Genomic DNA, 14,544 nt, shown 5'->3' on the forward strand with positions numbered 1-14,544 from the left:
GCCTTCGTGCCGCTCGGGCAGGGTGCGCGCCGGGTTCAGCCCACCGCCGCCACCCCCTCCAGCTCCACCAGGCATTGCTCGTCCCACAGGCGTACGGTCCCGATCACCGCCATCGCCGGATAGTCGCGGCCCGCCAACCGGCGCCAGATGCGGCCGAGTTCATGGGCCTTGTCGCGGTAGTCGGCGACGTCCGTGGCGTAGACGGTGACGCGGGCCAGATCCTGTGGGGCGCCGCCAGCCGCCGCGAGGGCGGTGAGGAGGTTGGTCAGGGCCAGCTCGAACTGCTCGGTGAGCGTCGTGCCGACCACCTTGCCGTCCTTGTCCAGGGCGGTCTGGCCCGCCAGGAAGACAAGCCGCGAGCCGGTCACGGTGACCGCGTGCGAGAAGCCGGTGGGCGGCGAGAGTTCGGCGGGGTTGATGCGTTCCAGGGTCATGACAGGCCCGCTTCCTTGTAGAGCTCCTTCGCGATGATCTCGCGCTGCACCTCGGTGGCCCCCTCGTAGATCCGGGGCGCCCGGACCTCCCGGTAGAGATGTTCGAGCAGATGGCCGCGCCGCAGCGCGCGGGCGCCGTGGAGCTGCACGGCCGCGTCGACGACCTGCTGCGCCGTCTCGGTCGCGAGTAGTTTCGCCATCGCCGCCCGCCGCGGCACATCCGCCTCACCGCGGTCGTACGCGGCCGCCGCCGCGTAGACGAGCAGCCGGGCCGCCTCGGTGCGGGTGGCCAGTTCGGCGATCTGATGGGCGACGGTCTGGAGGTCCTTCAGACGCCCGCCGAACGCCTCGCGCCCGGCGGTGTGCGCGAGCGTCGCGTCCAGCGCCGCCTGCGCCATGCCGACGGCGAAGGCGCCCACGCTCGGCCGGAAGAGGTTCAGGGTCGTCATCGCGACGCGGAAGCCCCGGTCCACCTCGCCGAGGACGTCGGAGGCGTCCACCCGTACGCCGTCGAAGGCCAGCGAGCCGATCGGGTGCGGCGAGAGCATTTCCAGGGGTTCGCCGGACAGCCCCGGCCGGTCGGCCGGCACGAGGAACGCGGTCACGCCGCGCGCGCCCGCGTCCGCCGTCGTCCGGGCGAAGACCGTGTAGAAGTCGGCGCCGGGCGCGTTCGAGATCCAGCACTTCTCGCCGGTGAGGCGCCACCCCTCGCCGTCCGGGGCGGCTTCGAGCGCCAGCGCCGCCGCGTCCGAGCCCGCGCCCGGCTCGCTCAGCGCGAAGGCCGCGACCGCCCGGCCGGCGGAGACCTCCGGCAGCCAGCGCGCGCGCTGGGCGTCGGTGCCGTGGTAGTGCACGGGATACGCGCCGAGCCCCTGCAGCGCGAGGGCCGTCTCCGCCTCCGTACAGCCGTACGCGAGGGACTCGCGCATCAGGCACAGGTCGAGCGAGCCTGCGGTGAACAGGCGGGCGAGCAGCCCGAGTTCGCCGAGGGCCGCGACCAACGGTCGGTTGACCGCTCCCGGTTCACCTGCCTCCGCGAGCGGACGCAGACGCTGTGCGGCCAGGGTGCGCAGCTCCTCGCACCACGCGGCCGCCTTGGGGTCCAGGGCGAACTCCGGCACCGTGGCTCTCCCTCCATCGGGTGTATCGCGCACCGTTGACTGTCGTCACCATCACGATACGCTCGTTGCGCGACCCCACCACAGCGAAGGGGCAGCCAATATGGAGCCGACACCGCTCACCCCGTCCGCCCACGCGGACACCTTCACGCGGGACCATCTGCCGCCCGCCGACCAGTGGCCGGATCTCACCTTCGATCTGCCCGAGCTGCACTACCCCGACCGCCTCAACTGCGGGGCGGAACTGCTCGATACGACCGTCGAGCGCTTCGGCGCCGGACGGACCGTGTTCCGTACGGACACCGGCGAGGTGTGGACGTACGGACAACTGCAAGGACAGGTCGACCGGATCGCGCATGTACTGACCTCGGAGCTCGGGGTCGTCCCGGGCAACCGGGTCCTGCTGCGCGGCCCGACCACCCCCTGGCTCGCGGCCTGCTGGCTCGCGGTGATGAAGGCGGGTGCGGTCGCCGTCACCGTGCTCGCCCAGCACCGCGCGCACGAGCTGGCCACAATGTGCGAGATCGCCCGGGTGGGTCACGCGCTGTGCGACGCGCGTTTCCTCGGCGACCTCAAGGATGTGCCCGGTCTGCGGGTGACCGCCTTCGGCGGGTCCGGACCCGACGATCTGCTGCGGCTCGCCGAGGAGCAGCCGGAGGTGTTCGCGCCGGTGGAGACGGCCGCGGACGATGTCGCCCTGATCGCGTTCACGAGCGGGACGACGGGGCGGCCGAAGGGCTGCATCCACTTCCACCGTGATGTGCTCGCCATCGCCGACACCTTTTCGCGGCATGTCCTCGGGCCCGGGCCGGACGATGTCTTCGCGGGCAGTCCCCCGCTCGGCTTCACCTTCGGCCTCGGCGGACTGGTGATCTTCCCGATGCGGGCGGGCGCGAGTGCGCTGCTGCTCGAACAGGCCGGTCCCAAGCAGTTGTTGCCCGCGATCTCCGAGCACGGCGTGTCCGTGGTGTTCACCGCGCCGACCGCCTACCGCGCGATGCTGGAGGAGATCGACAACCGCGGCGCGGACGTACGGTCCCTGCGCCGCTGTGTGTCCGCCGGGGAGAACCTGCCGTCCGCGACCTGGCAGAGCTGGTACGAGCGGACCGGCCTGAAAATCATCAACGGGATCGGGGCGACCGAGCTCCTGCACATCTTCATCTCCGCCGCCGACGACGCGATCCGTCCCGGCATGACGGGCACCCCCGTCCCCGGCTGGTCCGCGCGCGTGGTGGACGGCGAGGGCAAGCCGGTGGCCGACGGGGAGCCGGGGCTGCTCGCGGTGCGCGGTCCGGTCGGCTGCCGCTATCTGTCGGATCCGCGGCAGCTGGAGTACGTACGCGACGGCTGGAACATCACGGGCGACACCTATGTCCGTGAGCCGGACGGCTACTTCCGCTATGTGGCCCGCGCGGACGACATGATCATCTCGGCCGGGTACAACATCGCGGGTCCCGAGGTCGAGGACGCCCTGCTGCGGCATCCGGACGTCCTGGAGGCCGCGGTCGTCGGGCAGCCCGACGAGCTGCGCGGCCAGGTCGTCGCCGCGTACGTCGTGCTGCGGGACGGGGTGCCGAAGTCGGAGACGACCGCCGAGGTGCTGCGGGAGTTCGTGAAGGGCGAGCTGGTGCCGTACAAGTGCCCGCGCCTGATCGAGTTCCCCGAGGCCCTGCCGCGCACACCGACGGGGAAGCTGCAGCGCTTCAAACTGCGCGTTCTAGAGTGATCGCGTGGCAGAGCAGCAGACTCCGCGATCACTGATCGTCAGCTTCTACGGGGCCTACGGGCGGCGGACCGAAGGGTCCGTACCGGTCGCCGAGCTGATCCGGCTGCTCGCCGCGGTCGGTGTCGACGCACCGGCGGTGCGCTCGTCCGTGTCGCGGCTCAAGCGGCGCGGCCTGCTCGTGCCCGAGCGCACCGGCCGGGGCACCGCGGGCTACGCCCTCTCCGGCGAGGCGCGCCGGCTGCTCGACGACGGGGACCGGCGGATCTACGCCGCCGGTCCGCCCGCGTCCGAGGAGGGCTGGGTGCTCGCGGTGTTCTCGGTGCCGGAGGCCGAGCGCAGCAAGCGGCACGTCCTGCGCTCGCAGCTGGCGCGGCTCGGCTTCGGCACGGCGGCGCCCGGCGTGTGGATCGCGCCCGCCCGGCTGTACGAGGAGACCCGGCACACCCTGGAGCGGCTCGGGCTCGACGCGTACGTCGACCTGTTCCGCGGCACCCACCTCGGCTTCGCGGCGACCGCGGACGCGGTGGCCCGCTGGTGGGACCTGGACGCGCTCGCCAAGCTGCACCTGGAGTTCCTGCACCGCCACGAGCCGGTGCTCGCGGCCTGGGAGGCACGTGAGGACACCCCGGCCGAGGCCGCGTACCGCGACTACCTGATGGCGCTCGACTCCTGGCGCCACCTCCCGTACGCGGACCCGGTCCTGCCCGCCGAACTGCTGCCCGGTCACTGGCCCGGCAGCAGATCGGCGGAGGTGTTCGGACGGCTGCACGCGCGGCTGCGCGATGCGGGGGCCGCGTTCGTGGAGCTCGGCGCCCCCTGATGGCCGCCGCGCGCCCTAGTTGAGCGTGAGGCGCTGCTTGGGCGCATCCGTGCGGCCGGTCTGCGGGCGGCGGCTGCCCGCCCGGTACGGGAGCGGCCAGCTGATGCCCGGTCCCGTATAGCCCTGTTCGGCGGCCGCGTGCAGGGTCCAGTGCGGGTCGTAGAGGTGCGGGCGGGCCAGGGCGCACAGGTCGGTGCGGCCCGCCAGGATCAGTGAGTTGACGTCGTCCCAGGAGGAGATCGCGCCGACGGCGATGACCGGGATGCCGGTCTCCTGGCGGATCCGGTCGGCGAACGGCGTCTGGTACGAGCGTCCGTACGCGGGCCGTTCGTCGGCCACCACCTGCCCGGTCGACACATCGACGGCGTCCGCGCCGTGCGCCGCGAAGGCCCGCGCGATCTCCACCGCGTCGTCCCCGTCGGTGCCGCCCTCGGCCCAGTCCGTCGCGGAGATGCGGACCGTCATGGGGCGGTCGGCGGGCCAGATGGCGCGGACCGCGTCGAAGACCTCCAGGGGGTAGCGCAGACGGTTCGGCAGCGAGCCGCCGTACTCGTCCGTGCGCCGGTTGGTCAGCGGGGAGAGGAAGCCGGAGAGCAGATAGCCGTGCGCGCAGTGCAGTTCGAGCAGGTCGAAGCCGCAGCGCGCGCCTCGCCACGCGGAGGAGGCGAACTGCTCGCGGATCGTGGTGAGTTCGTCGTGGGTGAGCTCGTGCGGGGTCTGGTTCTTCTCCTTGTACGGCAGCGGGGACGGGGCCACGAGCGGCCAGTTGCCCTCGTCGAGGGGCTCGTCGATGCCCTCCCACATCAGCTTCGTGGAGCCCTTGCGGCCGGAGTGGCCGAGCTGCAGCCCGATCGCGGTGCCGGGCGCCTGGGCGTGCACGAAGCCGGTGATCCGGGTCCAGGCGGCGGCCTGTTCGGCGGTCCACAGGCCCGCGCAGCCCGGGGTGATCCGGCCCTCGGGGCTGACGCAGACCATCTCGGTCATCACCAGTCCCGCGCCGCCGAGCGCGCGCGCCCCGAGGTGGACGAGATGGAAGTCGCCGGGAAGTCCGTCGACCGCCGAGTACATGTCCATCGGCGAGACGACCACCCGGTTCCTGAGCGTCAGCCCGCCGATCGTGTACGGGGTGAACATGGGCGGGGTGTCCGGCGGGCAGCCGAACTCGCGCTCCACGTCCGCCGTGAACCCGGGGTCGCGCAGCCGCAGATTCTCGTGGGTGACCCGGCGGCTGCGGGTGAGCAGGTTGAACGCGAACTGCCCGGGCGGCTGGTCGACATAGCGACTCAGCTCCTCGAACCACTCCAGGCTCGCCCGGGCCGCACGCTGCGTGGAGGTGACGACGGGGCGCCGCTCCTCCTCGTACGCGTGGAGGGCCTGCTCGATCGTGGGCTGCTCCTGCAGACAGGCCGCGAGCGCGAGGGCGTCCTCGACGGCGAGCTTGGTGCCGGAGCCGATGGAGAAGTGCGCGGTGTGGGCGGCGTCGCCGAGCAGCACCGTATTGCCGTGCGACCAGCGGTCGTTGACGACGGTACGGAAGCGGATCCACGAGGAGTTGTTGGAGGTGAGCGGGCGGCCGTCGAGTGCGTCGGCGAAAAGCTTCGCGCAGCGCTCCACGGACTCGCGCTCGTCGAGCCCCTCGAATCCGGCGGCCTGCCAGACCTCCTCGCGCATCTCGACGATCACCGTGGACGCGCTGTCGCTGTACGGGTAGCCGTGCAGCTGCATCACGCCGTGCTCGGTCTCGGCGATCTCGAAGCGGAAGGCGTCGAAGGCGAAGTCGGCGGAGAGCCAGATGTAGCGGCAGCGGTGCTCCTCGATGCGCGGGCCGAACGCCTCCTCCTGGGCGGCGCGGGTCAGGCTGTGCACGCCGTCGGCGGCGATCACCAGGTCGTACGCGCCGCTCAGCTCGGCCGCGGGCGGTGCCTCGGTGCGGAAGCGGAGCTCCACGCCGAGCGCCGCGCAGCGCTCGTGCAGGATCTGCAGCAGCCGCTTGCGGCCGAGGGCGGCGAAGCCATGGCCGCCGGAGGTGGAACGCCGGCCGCGGTGCACGATGTCGATGTCGTCCCAGCGCACGAACTCGCGCTGCATCGCCGCGTACACGACCGGGTCGGCGTGCTCGATCCCGCCGAGCGTCTCGTCGGAGAGAACGACGCCGAAGCCGAAGGTGTCGTCCGGTGCGTTGCGCTCCCAGACGGTGATCTCGCGGGCCGGGTCGAGCCGCTTGAGCAGCGCGGCCGCGTACAGACCGCCGGGTCCGCCGCCGATCACGGCGACGCGGAGAGGTGCCGGGGAGCCCTGCGGTACGGGGGTGCCGTCCATCGCCGCCTCCATGCTCGCGCCGCCGCCGGTCACTTGCCCTGCCACTTCGGCGGGCGCTTCGCGGTGAAGGCGGCGTGGAACTCCGCGTAGTCCTCACCGTTCATCAGGAGCGCCTGGGTCGCCGCGTCCATCTCGACGGCGGCCGCGAGCGGCATGTCGAGCTCGGCCGTGAGCAGCGCCTTCGTCTGCGCGTACGCGAGGGCCGGACCGTCCGCGAGCCGGTGGGCGAGGTGCTGCGCGGCCTCGTCGGCGCCGCCTTCCCCGGTCAGTTCGCTGATCAGCCCGATCCGTTCGGCCTCGGGGGCGCGCACCGTGTCGCCGAGCATCAGGAGCCGTGTGGCGTGTCCGAGGCCGACGACGCGGGGCAGCAGATAGGCCGCGCCCATGTCGCCGCCGGAGAGACCGACCTTGGTGAAGAGGAACGCGAAGCGTGCCGTGGGGTCGGCGACCCGGAAGTCCGCGGCGAGCGCGAGCACCGCCCCGGCGCCCGCGGCGACCCCGTGCAGCGCGGCGATCACCGGGAAGGGGCACTCGCGGATCGCGCGGACGACCTGGCCGGTCATCCGGTTGAAGTCGAGCAGCTGGGCGGTGTCCATGGCTAGCGTGGCGCCGATGATGTCGTCGACGTCGCCGCCGGAGCAGAAGCCGCGGCCTTCTCCGGCCAGGACGAGCGCCCTGACGGAGCGTTCGCGGGAGAGCTCGGCGAGCAGATCGCGCAGGTCGGCGTAGGCGCCGAAGGTCAGCGCGTTCAGCTTCTCGGGGCGGGCGAGCGTGACGGTGGCGACGCCGCTGTCGTCCACGGCCACATCGAGGTGCCGCCACTCGGGGGTGCGGGACGCGGAACCGGTGAACGGGCTCATGGGCACGGACCTCCTGGGCGCTGGGCGGCCCTTCGAAGTTATCACCCTGATGTGACTGTCGTCACGAGGGCGCGATACCCGCGCTACCCCGATGCCGGTCCGTGGCGCGCGCAGGCCCGTGCCCGGCCGAAAGTCCCTGTCGGTGTGGCGTTCGTCCCACCTGGCCCCGGCCCGGCGGCTCTACAGACCTTGGGGTTACGCTTCCTATGGTTGAAAGCAGGACAGCCTGCATGTGAACGGACCCGCCTTGCACGAACCCCCCGCCTCCTGGCGTATCGCACTTCCGCACACCGTTGCGGCCGTGCCCGTCGCCCGCGCCCTGGTCCGTACGGCGCTGCAGGACATCGACCCGTCGAGCGCGGCGGACTGCGACACGGCGGAACTGCTCACGGCGGAACTTGTCGCGAACGCCGTCGAGCACACCTCCGGCGACGCCCCCATCGAACTGGTCGTGGAGCTGCTGCCCACGGGCTGCCAGGTCGAGGTGCACGACCCGTCCCCGCAGCCGCCCGGCGACCTCACCCGCCCCGCCCCGCTCGACGAGCCGGACCCCTGGCAGGAACACGGCCGCGGGCTGCTTCTGATCCGCACCCTGAGCCAGGCATGCGGACACCGCCTCACCGAGTCCGGCAAGGCGGTGTGGTTCACGCTTTCGGCGCGGCCGGCGGTCTGAGTCCGCCGGTCCACCCGTCCGGCCTCAGCCCAGGGTCGCCACCATCACGGCCTTGATGGTGTGCAGCCGGTTCTCCGCCTCGTCGAAGACGACCGAGTGCGCCGACTCGAAGACCTCGTCGGTGACTTCGAGCGAGTCGAGCCCGTACTGCTCGTGGATCTCCCGGCCGACCTTCGTGCCGAGGTCGTGGAAGGCCGGCAGGCAGTGCAGGAACTTCACATCCGCGTTGCCGGTCGCGCGCAGCACGTCCATCGTCACGGCGTACGGGGTCAGCGCCGCGATCCGTTCGGCCCAGACCTCCTTCGGCTCGCCCATCGAGACCCAGACGTCGGTGGCGACGAAGTCCGCGCCGCGCACGCCCTCTTCGAGCTCCTCTGTGAGCGTGATCCGCGCGCCGCTCTTCTCGGCGAGGGCGCGCGCCTCGGCGACGATCTCCTCGGCCGGCCAGTACGCGCGGGGCGCGACGATCCGTACGTCCATGCCGAGCAGAGCGCCCGTCACCAGGTACGAGTTGCCCATGTTGAAGCGGGCGTCGCCCAGGTAGGCGAAGGCGATCCCGGTGAGCGGCTTCGTGCTGTGCTCGGTCATCGTGAGCACGTCGGCGAGCATCTGCGTCGGGTGCCAGTCGTCGGTCAGACCGTTCCAGACGGGCACGCCGGAGTACGCGGCGAGCTCCTCGACGCCGGCCTGGCTGTCCCCGCGGAACTCGATGCCGTCGAACATCCGGCCGAGGACGCGCGCGGTGTCCTTCACCGACTCCTTGTGGCCTATCTGCGAGCCGGACGGGTCGAGATACGTGGTGGAGGCGCCCTGGTCGGCGGCCGCGACCTCGAACGCACAGCGCGTACGGGTGGAGGTCTTCTCGAAGATCAGCGCAATGTTCCTGCCGCTCAGCCGCTTGGTCTCGGTCCCGGCCTTCTTCGCCGCCTTGAGCTCGGCGGCCAGCTCGATCAGGCCGGTGAATTCCTCGGCGGTGAAGTCGAGCTCCTTGAGGAAGGAACGCCCGGTCAGGTCGGCGGCCATGCGCGGTCTCCAAGGGGGTGAGGGTGTGCGGGATCGTACGAGCAGGTCATCGTGCCTGCAAGTCTATACGAGCATCAGCAAATGTATACAGCCGCTGTGAGCGGCCGCACATCGTCGGGCGCCCCTGCGTCCACCCTCGCTCAGACGACCGCGTCCCGCTCGACCGGACAGCTCATGCAGCGCGGACCGCCGCGGCCCCGGCCCAGCTCGCTGCCGCGGATCTCGATGACCTCGATGCCTTCCTTGCGCAGATACGTGTTCGTGGTCGCGTTCCGCTCGTAGGCGATGACGACGCCCGGCTCGACGGCCAGCACGTTGCAGCCGTCGTCCCACTGCTCGCGCTCGGCGGAGTGGACGTCCTGCGTCGCGGTCAGAACGCGGATCGCGTCGAGGCCGAGGGCCGCGGCGATGGCGCGGTGCATGTGCTCCGGCGGATGGTCGGTGACCTTCAACTCCTGCTCCCCGACGCCCGGTTCGATGGTGTACGAGGGGAGCATGCCCAGGCCCGCGTACTGGGTGAAGGTGTCGCCGTCGACCATCGTCATCACGGTGTCGAGGTGCATGAAGGCGCGGCGCTTGGGCATGTCGAGCGCCACGATGCTGCGGGCCGAACCGGCCGCGAAGAGCTTGTGCGCCAGCATCTCGACGGCCTGCGGGGTGGTGCGCTCGCTCATGCCGATGAGGACGGCACCGTTGCCGATGACGAGGACGTCGCCGCCCTCGATCGTCGACGGGTAGTCGGACTGGCCCTCGGACCAGTGGTGGAACGCGCCGGCCTGCTCGCCCCGGAAGAGCGGGTGGTGGCGGTAGATCGCCTCGAAGTGGACCGTCTCGCGCTGGCGGGCGGGCCAGCGCATCGCGTTGATCGAGACGCCGTCGTAGATCCAGGCGGAGGTGTCGCGTGTGAAGAGGTGGTTGGGGAGCGGGCCCAGCAGGAAGTCGTCGAGCTCCATGGCGTGGAAGCGGACGGAGGTCGGCTCCGGGTGGCGGGCCAGGTACTCACGCTTGGTCATGCCGCCGACGAGGGCGGTGGTGAGGTCCGGCGCGGACATCGTGGCGAAGGCCTCCCGCAAGGTGGGGGTGGCCAGCGGGCCGTAGGCCTTCTCGTCGAAGACGCGGTCGAGGATGAGGGCCCGGGCCGCGGCCCGGGTGAGGGTCTCCTCCAGCAGGTCGCCGAAGAGGTGGACGGCCACGCCGCGGTCCCTGAGGACATCGGCGAAGCCGTCGTGCTCCTGACGGGCCCTGCGGACCCACAGGACGTCGTCGAAGAGGAGGGCGTCCTTGTTGCTGGGCGTCAGGCGCTTCAGCTCCAGGTCGGGCCGGTGCAGGATGACGCGGCGCAGGCGCCCGGTCTCTGAGTCGACGTGGAATCCCATGTCGGCATCCTTCCCCAGGCGGGGCGGGTGGGGACGCTTTTCCCCTACCCGCCCCTTCCCGGAACTGGGGCTGCGCCCCAGACCCCGAATCCGGACTTCGTCCGGATGGCCTCAAACGCCGGCCAGGCTGACTACAACCGCGGGTCCACCGGCTCCGACTCCAGCGCGAGGACCGCGAACACCGCCTCGTGGACGCGCCACAACGGCTCACCCGCGGCCAGCCGGCCGAGGGACTCCAGCCCCAGCGCGTACTCACGCAGAGCCAGCGACCGCTTGTGGGCGAGGAAGCGCTGACGGAGGCGGTCCAGGTTCTCCGGGCGCGTGTACTCGGGGCCGTAGATGATCCGCAGGTACTCGCGGCCACGGCACTTGATGCCGGGCTGGACGAGCTGCCCCTTGCCGGAGCGCGCCAGCGCCGCGACCGGCTTGACGACCATGCCCTCGCCGCCGCGCCCGGTCATCTCCAGCCACCAGTCGATGCCCGCGGCCACGGACTCGGGCGAGCCCGTGTCCACGTACAAACGGCGTGTCGTCCGCAGCAGGCCGGTGGAGTCCGAGGCGACCAGCCGGTCGAGCAGGGCCAGCTGTTCGTCGTGCGGGACGGCCGCCATGCTGCGGCCCTGGACGGCGAGGATCTGGAAGGGGGCGAGCCGAACGCCCTCGAGGCCGTCGGTGGTCCAGCAGTAGCGCCGGTACGCGTCCGTGAACGCCGAGGCGTCCGCGGCCCGTTCCCGCTGCCGGGTCAGCAGCTCCCCCGCCTCGACTCCGCGCGCGACCGCCGCTTCGAGCGCGGCGAGCGCACCCGGGAACACCGCCCCGGCCGCCGCACCCACCGCCGCGTACTGCGAGCGCAGCAGTCCGCCGGCCTTCAGCGACCACGGCAGCAGTTCGGCGTCCAGGAGAAGCCAGTCCGTGCCGAGTTCGTCCCAGAGACCGGCCTCGGAGACCGCCGACCGCACGCGGCCGAGTACCTCCTCGGTGACCGCGGTGTCGGCGAAGAAGGGACGTCCGGTGCGGGTGTAGAGGGAGCCCGTGACGCCCTCGACGCCGAAGCGCTCGCGCGCGGCTTCCGCGTCGCGGCACACCAGTGCCACGGCCCGCGAGCCCATGTGCTTCTCCTCGCACACGACGCGCTCGACACCGTCCGCCGCGTACTGCGCGAAGGCCTCGGCCGGGTGCTCCAGGTAGCCCTCGACCTTCGATGTCGCCGTCGGCGCCATGGTCGGCGGCAGGTACGGGACCAGGCGCGGGTCCACCGCGAAGCGGCTCATGACCTCCAGCGCCGCCGCCGCGTTCTCCTCGCGCACCGAGATCCGCCCGTGCTCGCCGGTCTCCACGATCCGCCGGCCCTGCACGTCCGCGAGGTCGAGCGGACGGCCCTCGTGGCCGCCCGGTGCCTCGGGCGCGAGCGGCTTGACCGGCTCGTACCAGACCTTCTCGGCCGGTACGTCGACCAGTTCGCGCTCCGGCCAGCGCAGCGCGGTGAGCCTGCCGCCGAAGACGGCGCCCGTGTCGAGGCAGATCGTGTTGTTGACCCAGCTCGCGGACGGCACCGGGGTGTGGCCGTAGACCACGGCGGCGCGGCCGCGGTAGTCCTCGGCCCACGGGTAGCGCACGGGCAGGCCGAACTCGTCGGTCTCGCCGGTGGTGTCGCCGTACAGCGCGTGGCTGCGGACCCGGCCCGAGGTGCGGCCGTGGTACTTCTCGGGCAGGCCGGCGTGGCAGACGACGAGCTTGCCCTCGTCGAGCACGTAGTGGCTGACCAGCCCGTCGATGAACTCCCTCACCTCCGCCCGGAATTCCTCGCTCTCGCCCTCCATCTGCTCGATGGTCTCGGCGAGCCCGTGGGTGTGCTGGACGCCTCGGCCCTTGAGGTAGCGGCCGAACTTGTTCTCGTGGTTGCCGGGCACGCAGATCGCGTGTCCCGCCTTGACCATCGACATCACGCGCCGCAGCACGCCCGGGCTGTCCGGTCCGCGGTCGACGAGGTCGCCCACGAAGACGGCCGTACGGCCCTCGGGGTGCACCCCGTCGTCGTACCCCAGCTTGCCGAGCAGGGTGTCGAGTTCGGAGCGGCAGCCGTGGATGTCGCCGATGATGTCGAAGGGGCCGGTGAGGTGGGCGAGGTCGTTGTAGCGCTTCTCCAGGGAGATCGTGGCGTGCTCGATGTCCTCGACGCCGCGCAGGATGTGCACCTTGCGGAAGCCCTCGCGCTCCAGGTGCCGCAGGGAGCGGCGCAGTTCGCGCTGGTGGCGCTGGATGACGCGGCGGGGCATCCCGGCGCGGTCGGCGCGCGTCGCGTTGCGCGCGGCGCAGACCTCCTCGGGGACGTCGAGGACGATCGCGATGGGCAGGACGTCGTGCTCGCGCGCGATCTGCACGAGCTGACGCCGGGACTCGCTCTGCACGTTCGTGGCGTCCACGACGGTGAGCCGGCCCGCGGCCAGGCGCTTGCCCGCGATGTAGTGCAGGACGTCGAAGGCGTCGCCGCTGGCGCTCTGGTCGTTCTCGTCGTCGGCGACGAGGCCGCGGAAGAAGTCGCTGGAGAGCACCTCGGTGGGCTTGAAGTGCTTGCGGGCGAAGCTGGACTTGCCCGATCCGGTGGATCCGATCAGGACCACGAGGGACAGATCGGTGACGGGCAGGACGCGGCCGGTGGGGCGCTCCTCGGTTGTGTGTGTCATGCGGCCTGCTCTCCCTTCGTGTTGTCGTTCGCCGCTTTCGTGAAAACTGCCATCTGCGTGGGCGGCCCCACCTCGGGGTCGTCCGGCCCGACGGGCCTGAACTCGACGGTGTAGCCGTGCCGTCCGGCGACCTTGCCCGCCCAGTCCGCGAACTCCGCGCGCGTCCACTCGAAGCGGTGGTCGCCGTGGCGGACGTGGCCGGCGGGGAGCGATTCCCAGCGGACGTTGTACTCGACGTTCGGCGTGGTCACGATCACGGTCGTGGGGCGGGCCGCGCCGAAGACCGCGTACTCCAGGGCGGGCAGCCGCGGCAGGTCGAGGTGCTCGATGACCTCACTGAGCACGGCGGCGTCGTACCCCTTGAGCCGCTTGTCGGTGTACGCGAGCGAGCCCTGGAAGAGCTTCACGCGCGCGGCCTGCCGCTCCCCCATGCGCTCCAGCTTGAGCCGCCGGGACGCGATGGTGAGGGCGCGCATCGACACATCGGTGCCGACGATCTCGGTGAACGTCACGTCCTTGAGCAGCGCCTGCACCAACTGGCCCTGGCCGCAGCCCAGGTCGAGCACGCGGTGCGCGCCGGACGACTTGAGCGCGTCGATGATCGCGTCGCGTCGCTGTACGGCCAGCGGGACCGGCTTCTCCTCGGTGTCGGTCGCCTCGTCGACGGCGTTGTCGACCTCCTCGACGGCGAGTTCGTCGAGGTCGGCGAGCCGGACCAGTTCGAGCCGCTCCATCGCCTCGCGCGTCAGCGCCCAGCGCCGCGCCAGGTAGCGGCTGGTGATCAGTTTGTGCTCGGGGTGCTCGGCGAGCCAGCCCTCACCGGCGCGCAGCAGCTTGTCGACCTCGTCGGGCGAGACCCAGTAGTGCTTGGCGTCGTCGAGTACCGGCAGCAGGACGTACAGGTGCCGCAGCGCTTCCGCCAGGACCTTCTCGCCCTCCAGAACAAGGCGTACGTAGCGCGAGGCGCCCCACTCGGGGAAGGCGCCGTCGAGCGCGACGGGCTCCGCGGTGACGGTCCAGCCGAGCGGCTCGAAGAGCTTGGTGACGAGTGCCGCGCCGCCGCGTGCGGGCAGTGCGGGCACCTCGATCCGCAGCGGCAGCGCCTGCCCGACGAGCTCGGGACGCGCGGGGCACACTCCGCGCAGCGCGGACTTGAACACACCGCTCAGGGCCACCGCGAGCAGCGACGAGGCGGCGTACGGCCGGTCGTTCACGTACTGCGCGAGTGCCGCGTCGGGTGCTCCGCCGCGGCCCTTGCCCCTCCCCTTGCGCACGAGCGCGACGGGATCGATCTCCAGGAGCAGCGCCGCCGTGCACCGCTGGTCATCCGCCTCGGGATACAGCACATGCGCCCGGCCCTGCGCGGTGCTGAACACCTGCGCGTTGTCGGGATGCTTGTGGAGCAGGTAGCCGAGGTCGGTGGCAGGGCGGTCCGGCGTGCCGGTCGTGGTGATCGTCAGGAACACGGTGAGTGCCTCACTGAGGGGGCGGATGGTGGGGTACGCCCGGAT

Annotated in this window: 11 protein-coding genes; 3 read left to right on the top strand and 8 right to left on the bottom strand. The window is 71.7% G+C overall.

What is annotated here, in order from left to right:
• Window positions 1–35: 35 nt before the first annotated feature.
• Both ACIBI4_RS24395 and ACIBI4_RS24400 read right to left on the bottom strand, forming a co-directional pair.
• Complete coding sequence (locus ACIBI4_RS24395) at window positions 36–434, bottom strand: RidA family protein (RefSeq protein WP_399206138.1); 399 nt, start codon at window positions 432–434, stop codon at window positions 36–38.
• The gene (locus ACIBI4_RS24400; protein WP_399206139.1) at window positions 431–1,555 is read right to left on the bottom strand and encodes an acyl-CoA dehydrogenase family protein; all 1,125 of its coding nucleotides are present in this window, start codon (window positions 1,553–1,555) and stop codon (window positions 431–433) included. Before ACIBI4_RS24400 ends, ACIBI4_RS24395 begins: the two co-directional genes overlap by 4 nt.
• 100 nt (window positions 1,556–1,655) lie before the next feature.
• Here ACIBI4_RS24400 and ACIBI4_RS24405 point away from each other — a divergent pair, with 100 nt between their 5' ends.
• Together ACIBI4_RS24405 and ACIBI4_RS24410 are read left to right on the top strand one after the other, a co-directional pair.
• Window positions 1,656–3,278, top strand: a complete 1,623-nt coding sequence (locus ACIBI4_RS24405; RefSeq protein WP_399206140.1) for an AMP-binding protein — start codon at window positions 1,656–1,658, stop codon at window positions 3,276–3,278.
• A gap of 4 nt (window positions 3,279–3,282) precedes the next feature.
• The gene (locus tag ACIBI4_RS24410) at window positions 3,283–4,098 is read left to right on the top strand and encodes a PaaX family transcriptional regulator C-terminal domain-containing protein (RefSeq protein WP_399206141.1); all 816 of its coding nucleotides are present in this window, start codon (window positions 3,283–3,285) and stop codon (window positions 4,096–4,098) included.
• A 15-nt stretch (window positions 4,099–4,113) separates the two neighbouring features.
• On the opposite strand, the gene ACIBI4_RS24415 is transcribed toward ACIBI4_RS24410, so the two are convergent.
• Complete coding sequence (locus ACIBI4_RS24415) at window positions 4,114–6,429, bottom strand: bifunctional salicylyl-CoA 5-hydroxylase/oxidoreductase (RefSeq protein WP_399206382.1); 2,316 nt, start codon at window positions 6,427–6,429, stop codon at window positions 4,114–4,116.
• A gap of 17 nt (window positions 6,430–6,446) precedes the next feature.
• The gene (locus tag ACIBI4_RS24420; protein WP_399206142.1) at window positions 6,447–7,277 is read right to left on the bottom strand and encodes an enoyl-CoA hydratase family protein; all 831 of its coding nucleotides are present in this window, start codon (window positions 7,275–7,277) and stop codon (window positions 6,447–6,449) included.
• A 232-nt stretch (window positions 7,278–7,509) separates the two neighbouring features.
• Here ACIBI4_RS24420 and ACIBI4_RS24425 point away from each other — a divergent pair, with 232 nt between their 5' ends.
• Window positions 7,510–7,950: an ATP-binding protein gene (locus ACIBI4_RS24425; protein WP_399206143.1), complete on the top strand. Its 441-nt coding sequence runs from the start codon at window positions 7,510–7,512 to the stop codon at window positions 7,948–7,950.
• Between the two features lie 24 nt (window positions 7,951–7,974).
• On the opposite strand, the gene argF is transcribed toward ACIBI4_RS24425, so the two are convergent.
• From argF to ACIBI4_RS24445, 4 genes are all read right to left on the bottom strand, one after another.
• Window positions 7,975–8,973, bottom strand: a complete 999-nt coding sequence (gene argF, locus ACIBI4_RS24430) for an ornithine carbamoyltransferase (RefSeq protein ID WP_399206144.1) — start codon at window positions 8,971–8,973, stop codon at window positions 7,975–7,977.
• 140 nt (window positions 8,974–9,113) lie between these two features.
• Entirely contained in the window at window positions 9,114–10,349 is a 1,236-nt protein-coding gene (locus tag ACIBI4_RS24435; protein ID WP_399206145.1) for an arginine deiminase, read from the bottom strand.
• Window positions 10,350–10,480: 131 nt separating this feature from the next.
• Entirely contained in the window at window positions 10,481–13,033 is a 2,553-nt protein-coding gene (locus tag ACIBI4_RS24440; protein ID WP_399206146.1) for a polynucleotide kinase-phosphatase, read from the bottom strand.
• Entirely contained in the window at window positions 13,030–14,499 is a 1,470-nt protein-coding gene (locus tag ACIBI4_RS24445) for a 3' terminal RNA ribose 2'-O-methyltransferase Hen1 (protein ID WP_399206383.1), read from the bottom strand. The genes ACIBI4_RS24440 and ACIBI4_RS24445 overlap by 4 nt, the downstream gene beginning before the upstream one ends.
• Window positions 14,500–14,544 lie beyond the last annotated feature (45 nt).

It is taken from the genome of Streptomyces sp. NPDC050418 (assembly GCF_044458745.1).
GTDB lineage: Bacteria > Actinomycetota > Actinomycetes > Streptomycetales > Streptomycetaceae > Streptomyces.

What these genes read in the sequence shown, in the direction of transcription:
- ACIBI4_RS24395 (WP_399206138.1), bottom strand. Translation starts at nt 434, where the DNA reads ATGACCCTGGAACGCATCAACCCCGCCGAACTCTCGCCGCCCACCGGC.
- ACIBI4_RS24405 (WP_399206140.1), top strand. Translation starts at nt 1,656, where the DNA reads ATGGAGCCGACACCGCTCACCCCGTCCGCCCACGCGGACACCTTCACG.
- ACIBI4_RS24415 (WP_399206382.1), bottom strand. Translation starts at nt 6,429, where the DNA reads ATGGAGGCGGCGATGGACGGCACCCCCGTACCGCAGGGCTCCCCGGCA.
- ACIBI4_RS24420 (WP_399206142.1), bottom strand. Translation starts at nt 7,277, where the DNA reads ATGAGCCCGTTCACCGGTTCCGCGTCCCGCACCCCCGAGTGGCGGCAC.
- argF (WP_399206144.1), bottom strand. Translation starts at nt 8,973, where the DNA reads ATGGCCGCCGACCTGACCGGGCGTTCCTTCCTCAAGGAGCTCGACTTC.
- ACIBI4_RS24435 (WP_399206145.1), bottom strand. Translation starts at nt 10,349, where the DNA reads ATGGGATTCCACGTCGACTCAGAGACCGGGCGCCTGCGCCGCGTCATC.
- ACIBI4_RS24440 (WP_399206146.1), bottom strand. Translation starts at nt 13,033, where the DNA reads ATGACACACACAACCGAGGAGCGCCCCACCGGCCGCGTCCTGCCCGTC.